Origin of the sequence: Microbacterium sp. ZW T2_14, assembly GCF_044987405.1 — a bacterium.
Classification (GTDB): domain Bacteria; phylum Actinomycetota; class Actinomycetes; order Actinomycetales; family Microbacteriaceae; genus Microbacterium.
Window position 1 is genome coordinate 1 of the sequence record NZ_JBJDRK010000030.1, and the last position, 25,004, is coordinate 25,004.

General features: G+C 70.3%; 20 protein-coding genes. 15 read left to right on the top strand and 5 right to left on the bottom strand.

Features of this window, described 5'->3' with window-relative positions:
- Positions 1-65: 65 nt before the first annotated feature.
- Both ACI3KY_RS11445 and ACI3KY_RS11450 read right to left on the bottom strand, forming a co-directional pair.
- The gene (locus ACI3KY_RS11445; RefSeq protein WP_404930294.1) at positions 66-1,769 is read right to left on the bottom strand and encodes a beta strand repeat-containing protein; all 1,704 of its coding nucleotides are present in this window, start codon (positions 1,767-1,769) and stop codon (positions 66-68) included.
- 137 nt (positions 1,770-1,906) lie between these two features.
- Positions 1,907-2,896, bottom strand: coding sequence for a hypothetical protein (locus ACI3KY_RS11450; RefSeq protein ID WP_404930295.1), 990 nt, complete (start codon positions 2,894-2,896; stop codon positions 1,907-1,909).
- A 611-nt stretch (positions 2,897-3,507) separates the two neighbouring features.
- Between ACI3KY_RS11450 and dnaB the strand changes: the two genes are divergently transcribed.
- The 12 genes from dnaB (at position 3,508) to ACI3KY_RS11510 (ending at position 16,743) form a co-directional block, all read left to right on the top strand.
- Positions 3,508-4,893 (top strand): replicative DNA helicase, encoded by a 1,386-nt coding sequence (dnaB, locus tag ACI3KY_RS11455; protein WP_404930296.1) that lies wholly within the window; start codon positions 3,508-3,510, stop codon positions 4,891-4,893.
- 92 nt (positions 4,894-4,985) lie between these two features.
- Positions 4,986-5,738 (top strand): GNAT family N-acetyltransferase, encoded by a 753-nt coding sequence (locus tag ACI3KY_RS11460; RefSeq protein WP_404930297.1) that lies wholly within the window; start codon positions 4,986-4,988, stop codon positions 5,736-5,738.
- A gap of 553 nt (positions 5,739-6,291) precedes the next feature.
- Positions 6,292-6,552 carry a hypothetical protein gene (locus tag ACI3KY_RS11465; RefSeq protein ID WP_404930298.1) on the top strand — a complete coding sequence of 87 codons (261 nt, stop codon included), beginning with the start codon at positions 6,292-6,294 and terminating at the stop codon, positions 6,550-6,552.
- 195 nt (positions 6,553-6,747) lie between these two features.
- Complete coding sequence (locus ACI3KY_RS11470; RefSeq protein WP_404930299.1) at positions 6,748-7,383, top strand: MEDS domain-containing protein; 636 nt, start codon at positions 6,748-6,750, stop codon at positions 7,381-7,383.
- Positions 7,384-7,466: 83 nt separating this feature from the next.
- Positions 7,467-8,306 (top strand): response regulator transcription factor, encoded by an 840-nt coding sequence (locus ACI3KY_RS11475; RefSeq protein ID WP_404930300.1) that lies wholly within the window; start codon positions 7,467-7,469, stop codon positions 8,304-8,306.
- A 166-nt stretch (positions 8,307-8,472) separates the two neighbouring features.
- Complete coding sequence (locus tag ACI3KY_RS11480) at positions 8,473-9,693, top strand: epoxide hydrolase family protein (RefSeq protein WP_404930301.1); 1,221 nt, start codon at positions 8,473-8,475, stop codon at positions 9,691-9,693.
- Positions 9,690-10,691, top strand: a complete 1,002-nt coding sequence (locus tag ACI3KY_RS11485; RefSeq protein ID WP_404930302.1) for an alpha/beta fold hydrolase — start codon at positions 9,690-9,692, stop codon at positions 10,689-10,691. Before ACI3KY_RS11480 ends, ACI3KY_RS11485 begins: the two co-directional genes overlap by 4 nt.
- Positions 10,678-11,739, top strand: coding sequence for a thioredoxin (locus ACI3KY_RS11490; protein ID WP_404930303.1), 1,062 nt, complete (start codon positions 10,678-10,680; stop codon positions 11,737-11,739). The genes ACI3KY_RS11485 and ACI3KY_RS11490 overlap by 14 nt, the downstream gene beginning before the upstream one ends.
- Positions 11,740-11,759: 20 nt before the next feature.
- Positions 11,760-13,436 carry a cation:proton antiporter gene (locus ACI3KY_RS11495; protein ID WP_404930304.1) on the top strand — a complete coding sequence of 559 codons (1,677 nt, stop codon included), beginning with the start codon at positions 11,760-11,762 and terminating at the stop codon, positions 13,434-13,436.
- Between the two features lie 176 nt (positions 13,437-13,612).
- Positions 13,613-14,179: a dihydrofolate reductase family protein gene (locus ACI3KY_RS11500; protein ID WP_404930305.1), complete on the top strand. Its 567-nt coding sequence runs from the start codon at positions 13,613-13,615 to the stop codon at positions 14,177-14,179.
- Between the two features lie 46 nt (positions 14,180-14,225).
- On the top strand, positions 14,226-15,464 hold the full coding sequence (locus ACI3KY_RS11505) for an amidohydrolase (RefSeq protein WP_404930306.1): 1,239 nt from the start codon (positions 14,226-14,228) through the stop codon (positions 15,462-15,464).
- A gap of 16 nt (positions 15,465-15,480) precedes the next feature.
- On the top strand, positions 15,481-16,743 hold the full coding sequence (locus ACI3KY_RS11510; protein WP_404930307.1) for an MFS transporter: 1,263 nt from the start codon (positions 15,481-15,483) through the stop codon (positions 16,741-16,743).
- A gap of 106 nt (positions 16,744-16,849) precedes the next feature.
- Here ACI3KY_RS11510 and ACI3KY_RS11515 read toward each other — a convergent pair whose 3' ends face one another.
- Complete coding sequence (locus ACI3KY_RS11515; RefSeq protein ID WP_404930308.1) at positions 16,850-18,454, bottom strand: amidohydrolase; 1,605 nt, start codon at positions 18,452-18,454, stop codon at positions 16,850-16,852.
- The gene (locus ACI3KY_RS11520; protein WP_404930309.1) at positions 18,451-19,899 is read right to left on the bottom strand and encodes a purine-cytosine permease family protein; all 1,449 of its coding nucleotides are present in this window, start codon (positions 19,897-19,899) and stop codon (positions 18,451-18,453) included. The genes ACI3KY_RS11515 and ACI3KY_RS11520 overlap by 4 nt, the downstream gene beginning before the upstream one ends.
- A gap of 146 nt (positions 19,900-20,045) precedes the next feature.
- Between ACI3KY_RS11520 and ACI3KY_RS11525 the strand changes: the two genes are divergently transcribed.
- The 3 genes from ACI3KY_RS11525 to ACI3KY_RS11535 all read left to right on the top strand — a co-directional run bounded on the left by ACI3KY_RS11525 (position 20,046) and on the right by ACI3KY_RS11535 (position 23,931).
- Entirely contained in the window at positions 20,046-20,666 is a 621-nt protein-coding gene (locus ACI3KY_RS11525) for a TetR family transcriptional regulator (protein WP_404930310.1), read from the top strand.
- Between the two features lie 175 nt (positions 20,667-20,841).
- Positions 20,842-22,371, top strand: coding sequence for an MATE family efflux transporter (locus tag ACI3KY_RS11530; RefSeq protein WP_404930311.1), 1,530 nt, complete (start codon positions 20,842-20,844; stop codon positions 22,369-22,371).
- A gap of 309 nt (positions 22,372-22,680) precedes the next feature.
- Positions 22,681-23,931, top strand: a complete 1,251-nt coding sequence (locus ACI3KY_RS11535) for an alpha/beta fold hydrolase (protein WP_404930312.1) — start codon at positions 22,681-22,683, stop codon at positions 23,929-23,931.
- Between the two features lie 56 nt (positions 23,932-23,987).
- Here ACI3KY_RS11535 and ACI3KY_RS11540 read toward each other — a convergent pair whose 3' ends face one another.
- Positions 23,988-24,902 (bottom strand): hypothetical protein, encoded by a 915-nt coding sequence (locus ACI3KY_RS11540; RefSeq protein WP_404930313.1) that lies wholly within the window; start codon positions 24,900-24,902, stop codon positions 23,988-23,990.
- Positions 24,903-25,004 lie beyond the last annotated feature (102 nt).

The window sequence follows — 25,004 nt, forward strand, 5'->3', positions numbered from 1 at the left end:
CTCCCGCGGTGCTCACGCGGGTCGGGGCGAGGGGCGTCTGGGGAACGTCGACTTGCCCCGTCGACTCACGCGGAGCGTCGCCGCGACACGCGCGCGATGGCGCCCGCTGCGAGCAGCGAGAGCGCCAGCAGCAGGAACGGCATCGCGCCCGCTCCTCCTGTCGTGGCGAGCTGGGTGGCCTCACCGGCCGAGGCGGCCGAGGCGGCCGCGCCGTCGACCGTTGCGGAGCCGTCGTCACCGGGCGTCCCGTTGTCCCCCGAGTTGCCGGGGTTCGTCGGGTCGGTCGGGTCGGTCGGGTCCGTCGGGTCGGTCGGGTCCGTCGGGTCGGTCGGGTCCGTCGGGTCGGTCGGGTCCGTCGGATCGGTCGGATCGGTCGGGTCGGTCGGGTCGGTCGGGTCGGTCGGCACCACGGTGTCGACCGTGGTGCTGTCGCCGACCACCGAGATCGCGTTGCCGCCGATGGTGATGGGCAGCGAGATCGGCGCCAGGATCTGCGTCCCGCCGAGGATCGAGTCGGTGCCGCCGGTGGTGGCGGTGGTCCCGCCGCCGCCGGTGCCCGGCGCTGCCGCCGCACCGGTCGAGGTGCTGTCGCCGATGCCCGAGATGGCGTTGCCGACGACGTTGACCGGAACCGCGATCGGCGCCAGGATCTGCGTGCCGCCGAGGATGCCGTCCGTGCCGTCGGTGGTGCCGCTGGTGCCTTCGCCGACGGTGCCGGTGGAGGGTGCCGTGGTCGCGGCATCCGTCGACGCGCTGTCTCCGATGACCGAGACGGCGTTGCCGACGGCGGTGATCGGTGCGGTCACCGGTGCGAGCACCTGGGTGCCGCCGAGGATCGAGTCCTCGCCGTCGGTCCAGGCTTCGGCGCCGTTGGAGCCTCCCGAGCCCGAGGGTGCCGTGGTGGCGCCCTCGCTCGAGCTGTCGCCGACCAGCGAGACGGCGTTGCCGACCGCGGTGATCGGTGCGGCGATCGGTGCGAGCGCCTGGGTGCCGCCGAGGATCGAGTCCGCGCCCTCCGTGGTGCCCATCGTGCCGGCCGACGGCGTGCCCGTGCCGGCGGTCGTGGTCGCGTCGGTGGACTCGCTGTCTCCGATGAGGGAGATGGCGTTGCCGCTGACGGTGACCGGTGCGGTCACGGGCGCCACGACCTGGGTGCCGCCGAGGATCGAGTCCTCGCCGTCCGTCCAGGCGTCGGCGCCGGTGGAGCCGCCGGAGCTTGCGGACGTCGTGGTGGCGTCCTCGCTCGTGCTGTCGCCGACGACCGAGATCGCGTTGCCCGAGACGGTCACCGGAGCGGCGATCGAGACGAGCCCCTGGGTTCCCGAGAGCAAGCCGTCCTGGCCCGAGGTCTCGGCCGTGGCGGTCGCCGGAGCGGCGGCGGGTGCCGGTGCCCCGGTCGCGGCGTCCGTCGACGAGCTGTCGCCGACGACCGAGATCGCGTTGCCCGCGACCGTGACCGGCACGTTCACCGACACGAGCGCCTGCGTGCCCGAGCCGACGCCGTCGGAGCCGCTCGTGGTCGCCGCGGCGGGAGCCGGGGCGGGAGCAGGCGCCGCGGTGGTCGCGCCGCTGCTCGACGAGTCGCCGAGCACCGAGAGCGAGGTGCCGCTGATGTTGATCGGAAGGTTGACGTCGATGATCGCCTGGCTGCCTGACAGCAGCCCGTCATCGCCCGTCGTCTCGGCCGCATTGGCGACCGTCGCGCCGAGCAGCGTGATGCCGCCGGCGAGGAGCGTGCCCAAGAGGGCGCGCTTGTAGAAAGTACGCATGGTGTTCCCCTTTGTGGATTGATCGGTTCGCAGCGCGCGCGTCCCAGGAGCGGACGTACGAGGCGTTGCTCAGCGCGTGAGGGCGCGCTGGTTCCTCTGCCGCACGAGCTCGGGTGAGCAGGGCGGCGAGATCCCGATCAGTCGGGGGAGACGTCGGTGGAGCCGACGGGCGCCGGCGGCGCGTGCTCGTCCTCCGGCCCTGCTCGACGCACCCAGGCACGGTGTGCGGCGAACGGGAGGAGGGCAGCAAGCGCCCAGACGCCGAGACCCGCACCACCGGGTCCCGCGGAAGAAGTCGGCAGAGAGAGTCCGCCGGCGGAGTTGAGGGGTCCGCTCACGGCAAGCGCGGCGGACGAGACCACGACCGTGGCGGCTGCGGCAGCCTGCGACACGGATGCCGCGGCCCAGCCGCCGACCGTTGCGGCAGTGGTCGAGAAGAGGGCGGATGCGGCATCCGTCAGCGCGGCGGGCGTGCTGGCCGGCGCCGCGTCATCGCCGGCGAGGCCCGCGAGACCGGGGCCGGCGGGACTGTCGATGATGCCGGGAAGCGAGGGCGTCTCGCCGGCGCCGCCCGCAGGCGGGAGCCCGACGGTCGCGCCGGTTTCGTCGACCGCGCCGATGACGCCGGTCAGCGTGTCGTCGACCGTGCCGCCGAGGTCGTTCACCGCGTCGTCGAGGCCGATCCCGGAGACGATGCCGCCCACGACCGGCACCTCGGTCACGAGGCCGACGACGGGCTGAGTGATGCCGCTCACGACACCGCCGGAGACGACGTCGGAGACCGGCTGAGTGACGTTCGTGACGACCGTCCCGACGGTCTGGACCACCTGGCTGACGGGCTGCTGGACCGGCGCGGGAGTCGCGTCGACCACGGTGTTGACGGCGCCGGTAACGCCCGTGGTCACGGTCGAGACGGTGGTGGTGACCGTTGTCGCGGTCGTGTCGACCAGCGAGGTCACGGCACCGAGTGCACCCCCGAGCAGTCCTCCGTCATCGGCCTCGTCGGCATGCGCCTGTCCGTGGCCGAGGCCGAGGACCAGCGAGAGGACGATCCAGGCGAACGCGGTTGCGACCCCGATCAGGGCCAGCCGCACGATCCTCGGCAGCTGCGAGGTTGCGATCTCCACGTTCACCTCCCACGACGAAAGAGCCGCACGTTCCGAACGGATCGTGCGTAGGGGTGCCTGGACTTGCGACGATACCGCCTGCCCGGGCGCCGTGTCCAGACCCCTCTCGCGACGATTCCGATCGCCGCTCCTCGCGCGCGCACGGCGTGTCTGTGTCCCCGGAATTGTGCACAGGGCGCGATGCACACCCCAACCTTCAACCCCGACTTCAATCACATCCCCCTCCACAGGCTGTGGAGGAGGCATCGGCTGATCAGAACCGATTTCTGGGGAGATCGTGCTCGAAAAGCAGCGAGTTCTCCACAGTGGTTGTTCACAGGCGTGTCGGCGTTTCACGCAGGCTCTCCACAGAGTTATCCACAGGTCGTGTTGCGCGTGTCGGAGGCCGTCCTTAGCGTGGGGTGCGGCCCACTCGTGGCGCGCGCCTCCGTGCTGGACACAACGGCGTGACAGCGGCAGGGGGATCGCACACGGGGGTTCGGCGGGGAAGCGGGATGCTGCGGCATCCCGCGATCGGGTCGTGCACGCAGAGGCGTGCACGGCGAGCCACGCCTGTTCGTGCCCTGACCAGTCGGACGATGTGAACGAACGATAAGGAGGACTCGCAGCCTATGTCGATCGCCGACATCTCCGATGAGCGCATGGGAGGTCCCCGTGGTGAGCACCGTGACTTCGAGCGCACTCCCCCGCACGATCTCCTCGCCGAGCAGAGCGCGCTCGGCGGCATGCTGCTGTCGAAGGATGCCGTCGCCGACGTCATCGAGACGCTCCGCGGCGCCGACTTCTACGTGCCGAAGCACGAGCTGATCTTCGAGGCGATCCTCACCCTCTACTCGCACGGCGAGCCGACCGACGTCGTCGCCGTCACCGATGAGCTCATCAAGACGGGCGAGCTGCAGCGCGCCGGCGGCGCCGACTACCTGCACACGCTGACGTCGATCGTGCCGACCGCTGCGAACGCCGGGTACTACGCCTCGATCGTGTCGGAGCGAGCACTGCTGCGCCGCCTCGTCGACGCCGGAACCCGCATCGTGCAGATGGGGTACTCGGGTCAGGGTGAGGCGCTCGACCTGGTCAACAACGCCCAGGCCGAGATCTACTCGGTGACAGGTGCAGAGGCCGCCGAGGACTACGTGCCGCTCACGATCGCGGTGGATGCCGCGGTCGAAGAGATCGAGGCCGCGCGCGGTCGCGACGGCCAGATGACCGGCATCCCGACCGGCTTCTCGGGTCTGGACGCGCTCACCAACGGGCTGCACCCCGGTCAGATGATCATCATCGCGGCGCGGCCCGCCATGGGTAAGTCGACGCTCGCGCTCGACTTCGCCCGTTCCGCCGCGGTCAAGCACGACATGCCGACCATCTTCTTCTCTCTCGAGATGGGCCGCAGCGAGATCGCCATGCGCCTGCTGAGCGCCGAGGGCGCCATCCCGCTGCAGTCGATGCGCAAGGGCACGCTCGACTCGCGCGACTGGACGACCGTCGCCGCGACCCGTGGCCGCATCAACGATGCTCCCCTCTACATCGACGACAGTCCGAACATGACGCTCGTCGAGATCCGGGCGAAGTGCCGGCGGCTCAAGCAGCGTGCGGGCCTGAAGCTCGTCGTCATCGACTACCTGCAGCTGATGACCTCGGGCAAGCGTGTCGAGTCGCGTCAGCAGGAGGTGTCGGAGTTCTCGCGAGCGCTCAAGCTGCTCGCGAAGGAGCTGGGCGTTCCCGTCATCGCCCTCTCGCAGCTGAACCGTGGTGCCGAGCAGCGCGCCGACAAGAAACCCGCCCTGTCGGACCTGCGCGAGTCGGGCTCGATCGAGCAGGACGCCGACATGGTGGTGCTCCTGCACCGCGAGGCCGCCTACGAGAAGGACTCGCCGCGCGCCGGCGAGGCCGACCTCATCGTCGCCAAGCACCGCAACGGCCCAACCGACACGATCACCGTCGCCTTCCAGGGCCACTTCTCCCGCTTCACCGATATGGCCCCGGGCGACTTCGGGTAGCGCGCATCAAGATCGGCCCGATGGATCGCGGTGCGACGGCGGAGGCCACGAATCGCGGCGACTGAGCGCCCCATCTCGACGAAGGAGTTGACATGTGGATCGAGTGCTTCGAGAAGGACGTGCGATTCGACGGCGGGGACGTCGAGTCGCTCGTCGAGCAGTTCGTCGCACACGTACGGGGGACGCACGACGTTCCCTACCCAGATGACGAGGTGCGACTGTGGGGGCGCAACTTCGCGGATGCCTCGGCACGCGAAGACGGCCCGGTCGAGCGACTTCCCTCGATCGGCTCGATAGAGGTGCATCCCGTAACGGAGGAGCGCATCGACGACTGGCTGCGGTTCTTCGACCGCGACGCCTTTCCCGACAATCCCGACTGGGGATCCTGCTACTGCCTGCATCCCCATACCGGCGACGTTCCCGAACGCCCGTGGCGTGACGTGCGGGTCGAGATGGTCGAGCGGCTGCGGTCCGGAGCGACGCTGGGATACCTCGCGTACGTCGACGGCAGCCCGGCGGGCTGGGTCAACGCGTCTCGCCGATCGACGTACGCCAAATACGACGGCATCGATCCCGACGGGCCGGCTCCCGACGCGGTGGTGGGCGTCTCCTGCTTCGTCATCGCCCCGCCCTACCGGCGCCACGGCGTCTCATCGGCGCTCCTGGATCGCGTCGTCGCCGACGGCGCGGCGCGCGGCGCACGATACGTCGAGGGATACCCGCGTCGAGTGGAAACCGGCGACGATTCCGGGGCGTTCTGCGGTCCCCGTTCGATGTTCGATGCACGCGGCTTCGCGCCCGCCGAGGAGCATGAGCGCTACACCGTCGTCCGGAGGCCCGTCTGATCCGGGGCGCGACCATGGCATCGTGACCTCCAGTCCCGTGAGGTCCTGACACACGGAGCTCGCCGTCAAGCTCATCACGGGTTTCGCTGGGCCCATCGTCGGCGGTCTCGTGGCCCTCGCTGTACCGAAGGTATGGGGCGCGTACTCCGCGATGTGTCCTTCGGCGAGCTTCCCGACGGTTGAGGATCCCTACCCACAGCAGTTGGGCCATCTTTCACCGGAATCGATGATGACCCTGGTGGCCATTTAGAGGCGCAGACCGCTCCGGTCGGGGTCGTGACGCCCTAGCCACGACTGCTGGGCTTTGGCTGGCGACGGCGTACACGTCCACGTTCGCAAAGGGTTCGTGTAGATGGACCTTCGTCGCCCGGCTTGAGGCGGCTGGCAACGGACATTGCTGAGTCGAGTGTCCGCCATGGGACGGGACGGTGGACAAGTCGTGCCAATCCCTACAGGTAGCGCGCTCTTTTCCACGCCACGGCTTCCAGCATGTCCGGGGTGGCCTGCCCGGCCGTGGGACACTGGCACGAATTCCCGTCGACGTGAGGTCGCCATGCCCTGGGCCCTGTTCGCCTACGGCCGCAGCAAGCCGCCCAAGACTCCCTTGCGCCGTGCGCTCTGGGCGTGCGCGCTCCTCCTCTTCTGCGGCGCGCTGCTGCCCTTTGTGATCGCCGGCGTCGTCGAGCAATGGGCCTCCGGCCAGATCCTCGGCGGACTGCTGATGGCATGGCTCGCGGCTCTGCTGGCGTTCGGTGCCGGAGCCGCTGTCTACACCCTTGTGCGGACGGTGCGCGAGCGCCGCAAGCGGCCGTAGCAATTCGAGCGCCGACGCACCAGATCGCTGATCGGGGCGAAACGCGGCACACACCACCGATCTTCCCGACGGCTGAGGACCCGGATACGTTGTCGGGCCAGCGATATCGGAGTAGCGTGCTGGCGATACGCTCGAACCCAGCCGGTCGACCCGCTGGCTCTTGCTGCCCACGATCGAGAAGACCGAGAAGATCGCATGGAAGCCGACCCTCGCGCCGCCCCGGTTGAGCCGATCACGTTCGCAGGCGGCGTCTTGGATCGATATCGCCACGTGTGCTCGTTCGTGAACGGCGGGCCAGAGTCGGACGCGGTGCTCGACCCGTTCATCAGCCAGGGGATCGATCGCGACGATCGACTGCTGTACGTAGTCAGTCCCGAGGAGACCGCAGCACCTGTCAACCGCATTCGCCGGCTCGGATACGACGCGGGTGACCTGATGCATCGTCACCGCTGCGAAGTGCATACGTGGAACGACACCTACTTGCGAACCGGAGGGTTCGATCCACAGGACACGTTCGATCTGCTCGACCACCTGCTGTTGGACCCGGCGGCGCCGCAGACCCGGATGATGTGCGACATGGGATGGGCGGCCGACCGTGACGGTGTCGCTGAGCAGCTGATCCAGTTCGAAGCCCGCGCGAACTTCATCCATGCCCGGCATCGGCATGTCGTCATCTGCTCGTACGACGCCTCCTTGTTCGACGGTGGTTTCATCGTCGATGTTCTGCGCACCCATCCGATGGTCGTGGTGGGAGGGATGCTGCAGGAGAATCCCTTCTTCGTCGACCCCGCGGCTTTTCTTGAGGAGCGCGCGCGGCTGGCGGCGTCTTGAGCTCCGCGGAGTCCGAACCCGGTGTGCCGAATGGCGGCGATGATGACGTCGCCGCCCGGGAATCGCGACGCTGGCTGCGAGACATGGGCGCGCTTCTCGCACTTCCCGCCCTGTGGGTCGATCACGAGCCGCTCGAGATAGCGGACGGCCTGCTGAGCGTCATCGGCAGCATCCTGGCGCTCGACAGCGTGTACGCCCGCTTCGACGACGCACGCGACCCCCTCGAAGTGTGGCGGCCCTCAGGGCCGAGGCCGCCGGAGGAACTGCAGCCGTTCATCACGGCCAACCCACCGGCGGCCTCCGGTCTCACGACCGGGTCTTCCCACTCCGGGTCGGAGCAGGCTCGCGTCACGAGCCTGCCGCTCGCGCTGCCGTGGGGGACCGGCCTGGTGCTGGCCGCCAGCCGACGGGAGCTCTTCCCGACCGAGACCGAGACGCACCTGCTGAGGGTCGCCGTCAGCCAAGCCGCCATCGGCATCCACACGGCGCGACGCCTGACGCGCGAGCACGCGGCTCGAGTCGCCGCGGAGACCGCGCTTCACCGGCAGACCGCCGTTCTCAGTGCGCTCGTCGACGAGGTCGAACCGGCATTGTCATCGGCGGCTCGGAGCGTGCGAGAGGCGGCGCGACTTGTCGCGGAGGCATCCCTCGTCGAGGGCACGGGTGATACGCGGAGCGCCTCAGGCCCGGGTTCGCGTGCGGACGAGGGCTCGAGCGCGGTCGGTGCACGGCCGGCGTTGACGCGGCGCGAGACCGAGGTGCTGGGGCTGCTCGCTCAAGGACTGAGCAACAAGGAGATCGCCGGAGTGATGTGGCTCAGCGACAGGACGGTCGAACGTCACATCACGAGCCTCTACCGGAAGATCGGCGTCGTGCGGCGCAGTGAGGCGACGGCGTTCGCCCTGCACAACGGCATCAAGTAGTCCGCGGGCCGAAGCCATCCGGAACGGGGGTTGAGGGGTTCCCCTCAGTCCCCCTCATCACCGTCGTCGGAATTGGGGGGTTGCCCCGACGTGACGGATGCGCCCGTGCGGGAGTGTCGAGTGCAGGTGCGATCGCGCACCTGCACCCACCCCGTAAGGAGCAATCATGACCATCACCCAAACCTCACCCGCAGCCGAGGAGCAGAGCGATTCCACGGCGATCCGTCCCTTCCGGGTGGATGTCCCGCAGCCCGTGCTCGACGATCTGCGCGCTCGCGTCCGAGCGACTCGCTGGCCCGACCCCGAGATCGTGGACGATGCCTCGCAAGGCGTACAGCTCCCCGTCCTCCAGGCTCTCGCCGCCCACTGGTCCGACCACTACGACTGGCGAGGAGTCGAGGCGCGCCTCAATCAGCTCCCGCAGTTCGTCACGGAGATCGATGGTGTCGACATCCACTTCATCCACGTCCGGTCCGCCCGCGAGGATGCTCTGCCGATGATCGTCACGCACGGATGGCCGGGATCGGTCATCGAGCAGATGAAGATCGTCGACCCTCTGACGGATCCGCAATCCCATGGTGCGGACGCAGCCGACGCATTCCACCTCGTGATCCCGTCGCTGCCGGGACACGGGTTCTCCGGCAAGCCGACCGAGACCGGATGGGACCCGATCCGGATCGCGAAGGCGTGGATCGAGCTGATGCGACGCCTCGGCTACGACCGCTATGTCGCCCAGGGCGGAGACTGGGGCAACGCCGTCACCGAGCAGATGGCGCTCCTGACGCCTCCCGGACTCGTCGGCATCCACACGAACATGCCCGCGACCGTTCCCGACTCCATCCAGGCCGCACTGGCCGGCGGCGCACCCGCGCCGGAGACTCTGTCGCCGGAGGAGCGGGGCGCGTGGGATCAGCTGGCATTCTTCTACGCGCACGGACTCGCCTACGCACAGGAGATGGGAAACCGGCCGCAGACGCTCGCCGCGCTCGCCGACTCGCCCGTGGGCCTCGCGGCCTGGATGCTCGATCACGACTCGCGCAGCTACGACCTCATCGCGCGCGTGTTCGGCGGTGCCTCCGAAGGGCTCTCGAAGGACGACGTGCTCGACAACGTCACGCTCTACTGGCTGACCAACACGGCGGTGTCGTCGGCGCGCCTCTACTGGGAGAGCAAGCTGCCGTTCTTCGCGCCGAAGGGGGTGACGATCCCGGTCGCTGTGAGCGTGTTCCCCGACGAGATCTACGCGGCGCCGCGGAGCTGGGCGATGAGCGCGTATCCGAACCTCGTGCACTTCAACCGGCTCGACCGCGGCGGTCACTTCGCCGCGTGGGAGCAGCCGCAGCTGTTCTCGCAGGAGCTGCGGGCCGCGTTCCGGTCGCTTCGATGAGCAGGGAAGGGACGACGATGGAAGACGGCACGTCGACATCCGGCCCCGTGAGCGCTTCCGGTCTCGGGGCGATCTCGCAGCTCCGCGTCGGCGACCTCGACATCGGATTCGCGGACGTCGGCCTCGCCGGAGCGCGGACGGTGGTGTTGCTGCACGGCTGGCCGTACGACATCCACAGCTACGCAGACGCGACGCGGATCCTGGCGGGCGCGGGCTACCGCGTCATCGTTCCGCACCTCCGCGGATTCGGCACGACGAGGTTCACGTCGGCGGCCACCCGCCGCAACGGACAGCAGGTGGCGTTCGCGCTGGACGTGATCGGCCTGCTGGATGCGCTCCAGATCGAGGATGCCGTCATCGCCGGCTTCGACTGGGGTGCACGGACGGCGAACGTCGTGGCGGCGCTGTGGCCCGAGCGGTGCCGAGGCCTGGTGGCCGTGAGCGGCTACCTGATCGGAACCCCCCGCGCGAATGCGTCACCTCTTCCTCCGGCCGCAGAGCTTTCGTGGTGGTATCAGTTCTACTTCGCCACCGAACGCGGGCGCTCCGGATACGACCGGTACCGAGACGACTTCGCGCGGCTGATCTGGAAGACGGCTTCGCCCCGATGGGAGTTCGACGAGGGCACCTTCGCCCGAAGCGCGGCATCCTTCGCCAATCCCGACCACGTCGACATCGTCATCCACAACTACCGGTGGCGACTGGGCCTGGCCGACGGTGATCCCGCATACGACGACCTCGAGCGTCGGCTGGCTGCGCGTCCGACGATCGCTGTGCCCACGATCACGATGGAGGGCGACGCGAATGGCGCGCCGCACCCAGAGGCGTCGGCGTATCGCGACCGCTTCGTGGGGGCCTACGAGCACCGGGTGGTCGAGGGCGGAGTCGGTCACGATCTCCCTCAGGAGGCGCCACGTGCATTCGCCGATGCTGTGCTGGATCTGGATCGCCTCGCCACCGGGGTCTCACCGAAGGCGGCGGCGCATGTCTCGGCCTGAGATGGATTCGCGTAGCGGGATCGTCGGCGATGCGCAAGGTGCCCGGGTCCGGTCGATCGCCCACCGCCGAGCAGGTGACGACGTTCTGCCCGTCGAGGGGCGGCTCGGCTCGTTCGATCGAGCCCGCGGCTGGCTCAACTCGGAGCCGCTGACCTCGAACGGGCTGCGCGGGCGGGTCGTACTCGTCGACTTCTGGACCTACACGTGCGTGAACTGGCTGCGGACGCTGCCTTACCTCAGGGCATGGCACGCGAAGTACGCGGCGCACGGCCTCACCATCGTCGGCGTGCACACCCCCGAGTTCCGGTTCGAGCGCGAGCTGTCGAACGTGGTCGCTCGCTCTCGAGCTCTCGGTGTCGATTACCCGATCGCGATCGACGATCACTACGGGGTGTGGGAGGACTTCGCGAACCACTATTGGCCGGCCCTGTATCTCGCCGACGCGCACGGACGCGTGCGGTTCCATCACTTCGGCGAGGGCGAGTACGCGATGACGGAGATGGCGATCCAGCAGCTCCTCGTCGAGGCCGGAGCCGAGGTCGAGTTCGATCTGGTGGATGTCGAGCCTCGCGGTCTGGAGATCGCCGCCGACTGGGCCTCGTTGGGCTCACCCGAGACCTACCTGGGATACGACCGAGCCGGCGGCTTCGTCGCGGAGACCGCCGTTCCGTACGACCGACCGCACGTCTTCCGGCCCGTCGGCCCGCTGCATCGGAACACCTGGAGCCTCGACGGTGAGTGGTCGGTGACCCGCGACGCTGTCGAGGTGACGGCGCCCGGCGGCCGCCTGTCCTTCGCCTTCCGAGCCCGCGACGTGAACCTGGTCGTGGCCCCTGCGCGGGACCATGCCGTGCCTATCCGCGTCACGCTGGACGGCGCCCCGGTCGGCATCCACCACGGCACGGATGTCGACGCGGACGGTCGCGGCACCATCGTCGCCGCGGACACGCTGCAGCTGGTCCGGCAATCGGGCGACGTGGTCGATCGGGTGGTGCAGATCGAATTCCTCGAGGCCGGCGCGGCCGCCTACTGCCTCACCTTCGGCTGACGGACGGGCTGGGAGAGATCATGCACCCCGCATCGATCGTGGCGTGGACGGTGGCTTTCGTGCTGGTCACCGTCACGGTGACCGGCCTCTCGCGGCGTCTGGGATGGTCGACGCCTGTCATCCTCGTGGCCGTCGGCGGCGTCGCGTCGTACTTCCCCGGCATCCCGGCCATCGAGCTGGAGCCGGAACTCATCCTCTACGGGGTGCTGCCACCACTGCTGTTCGCCGAGGCGGTCCGCACCTCGTTCGTCGACATCCGCAACCGGCGGGACAGCATCCTCATCCTGTCGATAGGCACGGTGCTGTTCACCGTCCTGGTCGTCGGCGTCACTGCGTGGGCGCTGCTGCCCGTGATCGGACTCGCGGCGGCGTTCGCCTTCGGTGCGGTGGTCGCGCCCAACGACACCGTGGCCGTCGAGGCCGTAGCCAGCAGGCTCGGCCTGCCTCGGCGTGTGCTCACGGTGCTCGAGGGAGAGAGCCTCCTCAACGACGCCACCGCGCTCGTCGCGCTCCACGCCGCGGTGCTCGCGATGTCGGCGAGGGTGAGCCCGCAGGCCGTCGTCGGCGAGTTCGTCCTCGCGGTACTGGCGGGCGTCGCGGTCGGCTTCGCCGTCGGCTGGACGATGGCTGCGGTGCGGTCCCGGCTGGATTCCGTCGTGCTGGACACGAGCCTCGCGCTCATCACCCCATACCTCGCCTTCATCGCCGCTCAGGCGGTGCTCGGGTCCGGGGTGCTCGCCGTCGTCGTCGCCGGGCTCTATCTCGGTTACCGATCACCGATCGTGCAGTCGGCTCCTGCCCGCATCGCAGAGACGGTGAACTGGCGCACGATCCAGTTCCTCCTGGAGAACGCCGTCTTCCTGCTCATCGGCCTCAATCTCTCCAGCATCCTCGCGGGGGCGATTCGCACCGGCCCAGGACTGTGGCCGACCATTGCAATCAGCGCCGCCGTCCTCGCCGCACTCGTCATCGCCCGCTTCGCCTTCGTGCTGGCGGTGGCCCTCCTCTTCCGGAGAGGGCCGCGGCGCTTGCGCGAGCAGGACGTGCAGTGGCGCAATGCCGTGGTCATCGCCGCGGCGAACGTCCGGGGTGTGGTCACGCTCGCTGCCGTCTTCCTGCTGCCCTCCGACACCCCGTACCGCGAATTCCTCCAGTTCCTCGCGTTCGTCGTGGTCGTCGGCACCCTGCTGGGCGGGCTGACCCTGCCCGCCCTGGTGCGCCGGCTCCAGCTGCCTCCACCGGACCGCGACCGAGAGCGGATGCAATGGCAGCTCCTGATGGCCGAAGCGCAGAGAGCGGGTCTGGACGCGCTCGAGAACGCGGTGACGGATGCCGACGAGGAGCGCGTCGTCTCGCAGCTCCGGATCAACGCGACGCTGATCTCGGACTCCATGGAACGGCGAGCCTCGCAGCTCGATTCCGAGTCTTTGGTCACCGCCTACGCGAGGCTGCGGGCCACCATGCTGCGAGCCGAACGCGCCACCGTCGTCACCGCGCGGGCAGAAGGCCGGTTCCCTGAGCCGGCCGTGAAGGGCGCTCTGCGCGCCATCGACGCAGAAGAGCTCGCGCTGCGAGCCACTGCCACCGGCCAAGACCCGCCCGGTCCGACCGGTCTGCCGGACGGTGCAGACGGGCGCGACGTGACGCGTCGAGATCGAGCGGCGCCCACCTTCATGCGAAAGGGGACGCAGGACTGAGGCCGAGCCTGGTGGCAAGCCCGGGTGGATGGGGCAACGCGGGCCGCCCCCTGGTCGGCCGCACGCGACCGGGGTTCCGTGAGCTCGGGACCGCGATTACCCTCGTGCCCGAGGCATCCACTCGAGAAGTGACGCCCGCGTGATCGCGCGGGCGACGGAACGCGCAGGAGGCTCAGATGCAGAACCTGACGATCGACTTCATCATGTCGCTCGACGGCTACGGCGCCGCCGAGGGCTGGCCGGGATGGTGGGGGCTGGAGGGCCCCGAGTATCTGGGCTGGCTGGAGGACCTGCCCGACAAGGACTATCCGCTCCTGATGGGCGCGACGACCTACCGCGTGATGTCGGAGCTCACCGCCGGGGGCGAGGAGGGCACCGACGTCCTCAACGGCGTGCAGAAGTATGTCTTCTCGTCGACCCTCGAGGAGCCCCTGGTGTGGGCGAACTCGGTGCTGGTCCGCGAGGACGCGGTCGACTTCGTGCGGCGGCTCAAGGAGGATTCCGACCGTCCGCTGCGCACCCTCGGCAGCGTCTCGCTCTGCCGCTCGCTCCTGCGCGCCGGGCTGGTCGACCGCTACCGCGTGGTCGTGTTCCCGGTCATCACCGGCGCGACCGGGCAGGAGCGGATCTTCGACGGATACCCCGACGTGCGGCTGGATCTCGTCGAGGCGCGCACCTTCGACCAGCGCAGCCAGCTGCTCGAGTACGTGCCCACGGTCCTGGACGGCCCGCCGCTCGCGTGAGTGCCCCGCGGCGGTCGTGGTCCGCCGGCGGCGTAGGTTGGAGAGCATGGCTCGCATCCTCGCCTTGACCGGCGGCTACGTCGTCCCTGTCAGCTCCGACCCCATCGAGAACGGCACCGTCGTCGTCACCGACGGCGTCATCACCGCCGTCGGCGGGCCCGACACCGCGGTGCCCGAGGGCGCCGAAGTGATCGACGCCACCGGCAGCTGGGTCGTTCCCGGCTTCGTGGAGTCGCACGGCCACCTCGGCGTCCACGAGGACGGCGAGGGGTGGTCGGGCAACGACACGAACGAGATGACCGACCCGAACGGATCGCGGTTCCGCGCGCTCGACGGCATCGACATCGAAGAGGTCGGCTTCCGCGACGCACTGCGCGGCGGCGTGACCACCGCCGTCATCAAGCCCGGCTCCGGCAACCCGATCGGCGGACGCACGGTCGCCATCAAGACGTGGGGCGGTCGCACCGTCGACGAGCAGATCCTCGCCGCCGACGTCTCGGTCAAGTCCGCGCTCGGCGAGAACCCGAAGCGCGTGTACGGCGACAAGAAGCAGACGCCGTCGACGCGTCTCGGCGTGGCATCGGTGCTCCGCGACGCGTTCGTCGCCGCCCGGACCTACGCCGACAAGCGCGCGGCCGCCGCCGACAAGGACGAGCCGTTCGAGCGCGACCTGGGCAAAGAGACGCTGGCAGCCGTCCTGTCGGGTGAGCTGCTCTGGGATCAGCACTGCCACCGCCACGACGACATCGCAACCGCGATCCGGCTGTCGGAGGAGTTCGGGTACACGCTGGTCGTCAACCACGGCACCGAGGCGCACAAGATCGCCGACGTGCTCGCCGAGAAGCAGATTCCGGTGATCTTCGGGCCGCTCCTCACCTCGCGCTCCAAGGTGGAGCTGCGCGACCGCGCCATCGGCAACCTCGCGCTCATCGCCGAGGCGGGAGTCAAGGTCGCCATCACGACCGACCACCCCGTGGTGCCGATCGACCAGATCCGCCTGCAGGCGATCCTCGCCGTGCGCGACGGCCTGCCCGCCGACACGGCCCTCGAGGCACTGACCGCCAATCCGGCCGACATCCTGCGCCTGAACGAGCGGGTCGGCGCCCTCGAGCCGGGTCGTGACGGCGACGTCGTGGTGTGGTCGGGAGACCCGCTGGCGGTCGACTCGCGCGTGCAGCGGGTGTTCATCGAGGGACGCGCGGTCTACGAGCCGGATCCGGATGCCGCGACCCCGCGTGTCGTCGAGCGCTGGGAGCGCTTCGGCCGCACGTCGTGGATGGCGTAATCAGGCAGCCCCCACCGTGAGCTCCGCCGCCGACGCGGACGCCGACGCGGCGGCGGGTCCGTCGCGCCGTGGCTCGTTCGGGCGCTACTGGACGGCGGCGGCGATCAGCTCGTTCGGGACCGCGGTCTCGGCCGTGGCGATGCCGGTGCTCGTGGTGCAGCTGCTCGCGGCGACGCCGGCGGAAGTGGGGATCGTCAACGCGGCGCAGTTCGTGCCGTACGCGGTGCTCGGGCTGATCGCCGGCGCGTACACGGACCGCTGGCGCCGCAAGCCGATCCTCGTGTGGTCGAGCATCGGCCGTGCGGTCTCTCTCGGTGCGATCCCGGTGCTCTGGCTGACCGGTGCCCTCGAGATCTGGATGCTCGTGGTGCTGCTGCTGTTATTCGGCTCGTTCTCGGTGTTCGGGTTCGCGGCGACGCAGTCGTTCCTGCCCCGGCTCGTGCCGCGCTCGCGACTGGTGGTGGCGAACGCGCGCCTGGATCAGACGGATGCCGCGGCCCAGACAGTCGGCCCGGCCCTGGGCGGCGGGCTCGTGGGGCTGCTCGGCGCCCCGATCGCGCTCGTGGTCGACGCCGCCAGCTACCTGGTCGATGCGGTGCTGAACGGGAGCATCCGCGTCGACGAGCCGCGCGAGCGGCGCCCGGAGCGCCATCTGGGTCGCGAGATCCGCGAAGGGCTGCGCTGGGCGTACGCGCATCCGACGCTGGGCCCGCTCGCCGTGTCGACGCACATCTGGTTCTTCGCGAACGGCATCGCTTTCACCGTGCTCTCGCTGCTGGCGCTGCGCTCCCTCGGCTTCACCCCGTTCACCTTCGGGCTGCTGCTGGCCGTCTCGGGGTCGGCCGCTCTGCTCGGCGCGAGCTTCGCGGCGAGAGTCGGCTCGTGGCTGGGGACCGGGCCGGCGATCATCGCCGCTCGCGCGGCGTATCCCCTCGCCTGGCTCCTGGTCGGTGCGGCGGCGTGGCTGTCGGCGGGGCCTGTACTCCTCTATATAGCGCTCGCGATCCACGGGCTGGCGGCCGGCGTCGAGAACGCGAACGAGATGGGCCTCCGGCAGGCGGTGACGCCGGATGCCCTGCTCGGACGGGTGAATGCGAACATCCGCTCGGCCAACCGCACGGCGGCGGCCATCGGCGCCCTCGCCGGCGGTGCGGCGGTCGGGCTGATCGGTGATCAGTGGACGCTCGTCGTCGTCATGGTCGTCTTCGCGGTCGCCGCGCTCATCGCCGTCCTCTCACCCCCGCTTCGCGGGGTGCGGGCACTTCCGGGCTCCGGCTGACGGGCTGGCCCGACCACCGGCATCCTGAGCCCTCGGACGGTGCGGTCACGTGAATGAGAAGCGGATGCCGCGGCCGCCGGCATCCGCTTCTCATCGACTTCGTGCGTCAGGCCTCGTGCACCGTGCGCCCGGCCACGACCGTGCGGACCACCCGGGTCTCGAGCAGTTCGTCGGGCGAGACGGCGAACACGTCGCGGTCGAGCACGATGAAGTCGGCGTGCAGGCCGGCCGCGATGCGACCGTACGACTCCTCGGCGCCGCTCGCCCACGCGGCGTCCCGCGTGGCGTGCTCGATCGCGGCCATGAGCGGCAGAGCGTACGCGGGCACGTTCGGGGGCAGCGTCGGGTCGAGAGCCGAGCGTCGCGTCGCCGCGATGAACATGTTCGGCAGGGGAGCATAGGGCGACGTGGGCGAGTCGGTGCCGAAGACCAGCGGGGCGCCGGCCTCGGTGATCTCGGGCCACGGGAAGCCGCGGTCCACGCGCTCGTCACCGAGCATCGCGCGCCAGTTGGCCTGGATCGCGGGATCGGCGTGCACGGGCTGCATGCTCGCGGTGATGCCGAGCGCGGCCAGGCGGTCGATGTCGGCCCGCTCGACGACTTCGAGGTGCTCGATGCGGTGACGGCGGCGGCGGGGACCGTTCGCGGCGATCGCGTGCTCGACGGCCGAGATCGCGATGCGCACGGCCTCATCGCCGATCGCGTGCATGGCGACCTGCAGACCGGCGGCGTCCGCCGCCGCGACGACCGGCGCCAGCTCGTCGAGGCTCCAGACCGGGTCGGGATCGCTGCCGTCCGAGTAGGGGTGGCCGACCGCCGCCGTGCAGCCGTCGACGGTGCCGTCGATCATGACCTTGATGCCGACGACACGCAGCCATTCCGACGAGTGGGCGGCGGCCAGCTCGACGGCGCGGGCGACCTGGGCGAGGTTCTGCGCTTCGTCGCCGGTCGGCTGCACGCGCCAGTGCGCGGCGATGTGCGCGGTGAGGGCCCCCGCCCGTTCGGCACGGACCATCGCCGCGAGATCCTGCTCGTCGAGCCCCATATCGGTCGCGGCCGTGACGCCGGCCCCGGCGTAGCCGCGCAGGGCCGCGGCCAGCGCCGCGTCGCGATCGTCGTCGGTCGTGAAGCGCGCGAGCACCGGCTGCACGAGCAGGTGCATCGCCGTCTCGTCGACGAGCCCGGTGGCATGCCCCTCGCCGTCGCGATGGACCATGCCGCCCGCCGGGTCGGCGGTGTCGTCGCCGATGCCGGTCTCGGCGAGGGCCGCGGTGTTCAGCCAGATCGAGTGGAAGTCGTACGCATCCGCGTACACCGGCCGGTCGGCGACGACCTCATCGAGCAGCTGCCGCGTCGGGCGACCACCGACCGCCGCGTGCTGCCAGCCCTGCGCGCGGATGCGCGGCGCCTCGGGGTGCGCCTCGGCGAAGGCGCGGATGCGGCGCTGGATCTCGTCGAGCGTGTCGGCGCCCCAGAGGTCCACCTGCCCGGCGGCCTCGCCGGTGCCGACGATGTGCGCGTGGCCGTCGACGAACCCCGGCAGCACGGTGGCGCCCCGCAGTTCGATCTCGGACGCCTGGGCTCCGGCGATCCGGCGCGCGGTGTCGTCGTCGCCGACGTACGCGATGCGGCCGTCGCGGACGACGATCGCGGACGCCCAGCGCCGGGCATCGGCGGTGAAGACATGGGCGCGCGTGTACAGGGTGGTCATGGCCGACCTGCCTTTCCGAGGGAGGTGCGCAGCAGCACTGTGTAGAGGGATGCCGCCACCAGCATGCCGACCGGCACCGAGAGGTCGATGTAACCGAGGGCCTCCCCGACGGGGCCGGTCCAGATCGTGGTCGAGAGGCACAGCGCGCTCGCCGTACCGCCCGCGAGCACCGCCACGATGCCGGGGATGCTCCAGCCGCGGCTGTACCAGAAGCGGCCGCCGCGCTCTTCGTCGAACAGATCGACGCCGTCGTAGCGGCCCCGCCGCAGCACGACGTCGGCGACGAACACCGCCATGGTTGGCGCCGACACGACGACGAGGAACTGCAGCATGAGGTTGACGGCGTCGAGGAGGCTCGTCGACAGCACGAGGTAGATCGTGAGCGCGGTCCCGATCGCGCCCACCACGATCGCGGCCGGGATGCGGCGCAGCGGAATGCCGATCGCCTGCAGCGCCATGCTCGAGGTGTAGGTGGTCATGCCGTTGAGGGCGACGGTGTTGACGACGACGCCGATCACGAAGACGGGCACGAGCCACGTGGGCAGCAGGCCGAGGAGGGCCGATTCGATGCCGGCATCCATTCCGTTCATCACCACGGTCGCCAGCAGCACGCCGACGAATGTGAACACCATGCCGGGCAGGGCGCCGCCGAGCGCCGTCGCGGCGATGATGTGCGACGGCTTCGTCGAGCGCGGCAGGTAGCGGGCGATGTCGGGGCTGTTGATGTATGAGATCGGACCCGACGCGACGAGCGTGAACCCGATCGTGACGGCGGACCACAGCGGCACGCCCGACAACGGCTCGGCCGCCTGGTAGCTCCAGTCCACCTGAGGCAGGATGAACGCCGTGACCGTGACGAAGATCACGGCGAGTACGATCGCGAGCCACGAGTAGACCCGCACGATGAGCGCGTGGCCGTACACCGCCACCAGCACCGTGAGCGCCGAGATGACGAGGGTGACGACGATCGGCACGACGACGGGGTCGGTGAGGCCCATGCCCGCGAGGAGGTCGGCGCCGAGGAATGACGAGGCCAGCCAGTTCAGCGCGAGGAACACCGCGCCGATCAGCCAGCCGGTGAAGGCGACGACCGGCTTGTTGCCGATGATGCCGTAGACGGCGCGCGTGATCACCGAGCCCGAGGTGCCCGCGGCAGGCCCGCTGATCGCGATGATCCCGGGGAACGCCCAGAGCGCCGACCCCGCGATGACGACGAGCACGGCCTGCCACAGTTCCAGACCCAGCAGGACCAGCGTCGCACCGACCGTGAAGTTCAGGATGCTGACGCTCGGCGCCGCCCAGACGAAGAACAGGTCGCGCGCACGGCCGTGGCGTTCCCCGGCTCCGATCAGCTCGATGCCGCGGGTCTCGGGCTGGGTCGCGGCATCCACGAACTCCGCGGTCGGAGAAGGCGGCGCCTTCGCGGTCTGGGTCTCGTCTGACACGGGAGTTCCTCTCGGGACGGCAGGACGTCGTCGTCGTTCGCCGGCTGCTTCGTTGCGCGGTGCGGTTCGGGATGGGTGTTCTCGTAACGGTCTATTGGTCGAGCGAACAATAGACTATTGGTCACACATCCAATAACATGACGGACATGGTGTCAAGCCCTGCGCCGCGGCGGATCCGCAAGCACCCGGACGAGCGCCGAGCCGAGATCCTGGCCGCGGCCGCAGACATCGCGCTCGCCGAAGGGATGGAGTGCATCACGCTGCGTGCCGTCGCCGAGCGGATCGGCGTGCGCCCCGGCCTCATCACGCACTACTATCCGTCCGCGGAAGACCTGGTCATCGCCGCTTTCGTACGCGCGGCGGAGGATGAGCGGCGAGGCGCGTACCTGGCCGGGGGCACGCCGCTCGCGCGCCTTGCCGCGGTCGTGCACGACATGGAGGCGCCCTCCTCCGATCCGCTGTCGAAACTCTGGCTCAACGCGCGGCACCTGTCGCGGTTCACGCCGGCGCTCGCTGAGGCCGTCCACGAGCAGGAGAAGCTGAACGTCGCGAGCCTGCTCGCGATCATCGAGGACGGCGCCGCCGACGGCACCTTCCGGTGCGAGGATCCGCTGGCGGCGTGCGTGCGCATCCTCGTCGCGATCGACGGGCACGGCGCCTACGTGAACGATGTCGGCGGGTTCACCCACGCGGCGGACGCCAGCTTCGTCACCGACACCGCCGAGTGGGCGCTGGGGCTGCGCCCCGGCGCGCTCGCCGCCGCCTGACGCGGGCGGCGGTCCCCTCGCGGCGCCGGATGGCGCGCGTCGGGCCGCAGCATCCGTCCGTCACACCCAGCGATCGTCCATGTCGGGACCGAATCGATTCGATATAGTGATCGGCAGCCGCTTTCCGGCACTCCCCCTCGCCTTCACTTCTCCTTCTCCTTCGAGAGCCGCCTTCATGACCACCGCCCTGACGACGGGCCGCCCGTGGCGCGTCATCGTCCTGTTCGCCGTCCCGCTCCTCATCGGCAATGTCGTTCAGCAGCTGTATCAGTTCGTCGACGCGATCGTCGTGGGCCGGCATCTCGGCGTGGACGCGCTCGCCGCCGTCGGCGCGACGGGCAGCATGCTCTTCCTGCTCCTGGGGTTCGCGTGGGGTCTCACGTCCGGCTTCGCGATCCCCACGGCGCAGGCGTTCGGCGCCCGCGATTTCGGGGCGGTGCGGCGGTCGGTCGCGACGGGCGCCATCCTCACCGGCGCGTGCACGGCGCTGCTCACAGTGGGTGCGCCGCTGCTCGCCGGACCCCTGCTGGTGCTGCTGCAGACGCCCGCGGAACTCATGGACGACGCGGTCGTCTTCGCCCGGATCAGCTTCCTCGGCGCCGGCGCGATGATGTTCTTCAACTACCTGTCGGCGATCATCCGCGCCATCGGCGACTCCCGCACGCCTCTCGTCTTCCTCACCCTCGCGTGCGGTCTGAACGTCGTGCTGGTGATCGTCATGGTCGGCCCTCTCGGCTGGGGCGTGGGTGGCGCGGCGCTCGCCACCGTCGTCTCGCAGGCCATCTCGGTGCTGCTCTGCCTCGAGTTCGTACGTCGACGGATGCCGGTGCTCCACGTCCACCGCGAAGACTGGCGTGTCAGCCGGGCCGACCTCGCCGAGCACCTGCGGCTCGGCCTCCCGATGGGCTTCCAGGCCTCGATCATCGCGATCGGCACGCTCTCGGTGCAGGTGGCGCTCAACGAGCTGGGCGCGGACGCGGTCGCGGCGTACACCGCGGCATCCCGCGTCGACGGCCTTGCCGTGGCGCTGCTGCAGTCGCTCGGACTCGCGGTGTCGATGTTCGTCGCGCAGAACCACGGTGGCGGCCGGCCCGATCGCATCCGACGCGGCGTGACCCAGGCGACCTGGATGTCGGTCGCCGCGGCGATCGTGCTCGGAGCCTTGCTGATCGCCTTCGGCGCGCAGCTGGTGCGACTGTTCGTCGGCGAAGGCTCTGGCGAGGTCGTGGGCATGGCGGCGCAGATGCTCGCCATCAACGGCGCCACGTACTGGATCCTCGGCATCCTGTTCGTCCTCCGCGGCGCACTGCAGGGACTCGGCCACGCCCTGATCCCGACGGTGACGGGCGTTATCGAGCTCGTCATGCGCGTCGGCGCGGCCGTCGTGCTGGGTGGGATCTTCGGGTTCATCGGCGTGGCCGCGAGCAATCCGCTCGCCTGGCTCGGCGCCGTCATCGTGCTCGTGCCCGCGTACATCGTGGCGCACCGCCAGCTCGCCAGGGTTCCGGTGTCGCCGATGGTCATGACGCCGACCACCCCGATCGCGGTCATCGGTCCCACCGACGGCTCGATGGTCGTCGACGCCGTGGTGACGCAGCCGATCATGTTGCCGACGGCGGCGCAGACGGCGACCCCGACCCCGCCGCGTCGTCGGCGCCGGGTTTCGCGCGCCGCCGGGCGCCCACGGCGCAGCACGCGCGGCTGAGTCGCCCGGCTCCGCCGCCGCGCACGTGGGGCTCGTCGAGACCGGGGATTTCCGCCGAACCACGGGACGTTGCCCTCGGTTTCGGCGCAGATCCCTTGTCTCGGCGAGGTGCGGGGGTGGGATGGGGGTCGGCGCCGGGCAATGCGGCGGCTGGCTGGCTGGCTGGGTGCGGCGGCATGCCGTGGCTGCGTCGAGACCGGGGATTTCCGCCGAACCACGGGACGTTGCCCTCGGTTTCGGCGCGGATCCCCGGTTTCGGCGACGGTGGCCCCATCTGCGCGGGAGTGAGCGCGTCGTAGGCTCGGAGGCATGTCTGTGACGACGCGCCGCATGCAGGATCTGACCATCGACGACCACTTCCTCACCGTGCCGCTGGTGTGGGACGATCCCGCTGACGGGCGCACGATCGAGATCCACGCCGCGGTGGTCACCCGCGAGGGCGGCGGGGACCTCCCGTATCTCGTCTTCCTGCAGGGCGGCCCGGGTCACGAGGCGCCCCGCGCGTTCCACGCGCCGGCCGGGCCGTCGTGGCTGGACGCCGCGCTCGAGCACTACCGAGTGGTGCTGCTCGACCAGCGCGGCACCGGGCTCTCGACGCCCGTCAGTGATCGCGACCTCGAGCGCGGCACGGCGGAGCTGGCCGAGCACATCACCCACCTGCGTGCCGACGCCATCGTGCGCGACTGCGAGGCGGTGCGCGCCGAGCTCGGCGCCGACCGGTGGAGCGTACTGGGGCAGTCCTTCGGCGGGTTCACGACTCTGGCCTATCTGTCGACGGATGCCGCATCCCTCGAGCACGTCTACCTCACGGGCGGTCTGAGCGCCGTAGGGCGGCATCCCGATGATGTGTACGCCCTCACGTACGACAAGATGCGCGAGGCGTCGGAGCGCTACTACCGGCGCTTTCCCGCGCACCGGGACGCGATGCGGCGCATCGTCGACCTCGCGGATGCCGGCGCCATCGTGCTCCCTGATGGCGAGGTCGCGTCGGTGTCCCGCGTGCGGTCGGCGGGGTCGGCCCTCGGCACGAACGAGGGATGGCAGAAGCTCTGGAGCCTGCTCGAACTCGAGCCGCACACGAACGCGTTCCGCCACGACCTCGCCGCCGCGATGCCCTTCGACGCGCGCAACCCGCTGTACTACGTGTTCCACGAGTCGAGCTACGCCGACGGCTACGCCACCGAGTGGTCGGCCGAGCGCACCGAGCCCGACGACTTCCGCGACGACCCGACGCTGTTCACGGGCGAGCACGTGCGCCGGGAGTGGGCCGACACGGTTCCCGGCTTCCAGCCGTGGCGCGACGTGACCGTCGAGCTCGCCGGCTTCGCGTGGCCGCGGCTGTACGACGCCGACGCGATCGCGGCGTCCGGCGCCCGTGGCGCCGCCGCCGTGTACGTCAACGACCTGTACGTGCCGCTGGAGTTCTCGCTCGAGACCGCCCGGCTGCTGCCCGGCGTCACGCCGTGGATCACGAGCGAGCACGAGCACAACGGCCTCAGGTCGGGCGGCGACGTGCTGTCACGCCTCATCGACATCGTCCACGGCCGCCGGCTCCGCTGACGCGGGACGGATGCCGGAGCCCGGCGCCTCAGTCCCCCCTGCGGGGACCCGCGGTGTCAGGTTGCGGGCACCGGGTCCTGCGAACCGCGGCGCAGTCGTGCGAGCAGGAGGGATCCGGCAACCCCGATGATGAGGGCGACCACCAGCGGCGGCACGACGATCTCGGGCATCGTGAGCGCCATCAGGAACACCTGGACGCCGTACTCCGCCATCTCCGCCGGATACGGCGCCAGCACACGCGTGCCCGCCGCCGACGAGACGCCGGTGAAGAAGGCCGGCCCGATCCACAGCGCGGCCAGACTCACGACCGCGGCCGCGATGCGGCCCGCCGTGCGGAAGCCGCACCACGCGATCGCGCATCCCACCAGCACGGCGGGCATCCAGCGCAGGACGAACAGCATCGGCTGGACGACGTCGTTCGACGCCAGCAGCATGATGTCGCGCAGGGCGGTGCCGATCCAGCTCGGCGCCGCGACCGCGGCGAGCGAGAGCGCGATCGTGGCACCCGGCACGGGCGAGCGCGCGATGAGCAGCACCACGAGCAGTCCCACGAGGAGCGACACCACGATCACGGCGCCGACCGCTCCGGCATAGACCGCCGTGCGCGAGGACCGCTCGAGCAGGCGCACCGTCACCACGGTCGCCTGCACCGCCGCGACGAGCTGGACCACCAGCATCCCGCCCACCAGCGCCGTCGTGCCGAAGCGCGGACGTCGCGGCGCGAGCGCCCGAGCGGCGATGCCGGCGGCCGCGGCGCCGACGACGAGCAGCGCGACGATCGCCAGGAGGAAGTACTGGCTGAACGGCAGCAGCACGAACGGCATCGCCGTGATCGACTGGTTCGCGGCGAGGTTCTGCAACGGCAGCCGGCCCCCTGTCACGAGCCAGGGCAGGAGTCCCACGACAGCGCCGGCGGCGCCGACCAGGAACCAGACGTACGCGGGCAGGGGTCGGCGGTCGGCGATGCTCACTCGCGCAGACTATCGAGAGCCACGGTCATCGGCGGATGCGTCGCCGATCGTGCGCCGGTCTCCGTCGTTGGTCCGTGGGACGGCCGAGGGCGGAGGATGCCG

Coding starts and splice junctions, on each gene's coding strand:
- ACI3KY_RS11515 (WP_404930308.1), bottom strand. CDS start 18,454: ATGACCACCCTGTACACGCGCGCCCATGTCTTCACCGCCGATGCCCGG.
- ACI3KY_RS11460 (WP_404930297.1), top strand. CDS start 4,986: ATGTGGATCGAGTGCTTCGAGAAGGACGTGCGATTCGACGGCGGGGAC.
- ACI3KY_RS11505 (WP_404930306.1), top strand. CDS start 14,226: ATGGCTCGCATCCTCGCCTTGACCGGCGGCTACGTCGTCCCTGTCAGC.
- ACI3KY_RS11445 (WP_404930294.1), bottom strand. CDS start 1,769: ATGCGTACTTTCTACAAGCGCGCCCTCTTGGGCACGCTCCTCGCCGGC.
- ACI3KY_RS11485 (WP_404930302.1), top strand. CDS start 9,690: ATGAGCAGGGAAGGGACGACGATGGAAGACGGCACGTCGACATCCGGC.
- ACI3KY_RS11530 (WP_404930311.1), top strand. CDS start 20,842: ATGACCACCGCCCTGACGACGGGCCGCCCGTGGCGCGTCATCGTCCTG.
- ACI3KY_RS11500 (WP_404930305.1), top strand. CDS start 13,613: ATGCAGAACCTGACGATCGACTTCATCATGTCGCTCGACGGCTACGGC.
- ACI3KY_RS11475 (WP_404930300.1), top strand. CDS start 7,467: ATGGGCGCGCTTCTCGCACTTCCCGCCCTGTGGGTCGATCACGAGCCG.
- ACI3KY_RS11480 (WP_404930301.1), top strand. CDS start 8,473: ATGACCATCACCCAAACCTCACCCGCAGCCGAGGAGCAGAGCGATTCC.
- ACI3KY_RS11490 (WP_404930303.1), top strand. CDS start 10,678: ATGTCTCGGCCTGAGATGGATTCGCGTAGCGGGATCGTCGGCGATGCG.
- ACI3KY_RS11525 (WP_404930310.1), top strand. CDS start 20,046: ATGGTGTCAAGCCCTGCGCCGCGGCGGATCCGCAAGCACCCGGACGAG.
- ACI3KY_RS11535 (WP_404930312.1), top strand. CDS start 22,681: ATGTCTGTGACGACGCGCCGCATGCAGGATCTGACCATCGACGACCAC.
- dnaB (WP_404930296.1), top strand. CDS start 3,508: ATGTCGATCGCCGACATCTCCGATGAGCGCATGGGAGGTCCCCGTGGT.
- ACI3KY_RS11495 (WP_404930304.1), top strand. CDS start 11,760: ATGCACCCCGCATCGATCGTGGCGTGGACGGTGGCTTTCGTGCTGGTC.
- ACI3KY_RS11465 (WP_404930298.1), top strand. CDS start 6,292: ATGCCCTGGGCCCTGTTCGCCTACGGCCGCAGCAAGCCGCCCAAGACT.
- ACI3KY_RS11470 (WP_404930299.1), top strand. CDS start 6,748: ATGGAAGCCGACCCTCGCGCCGCCCCGGTTGAGCCGATCACGTTCGCA.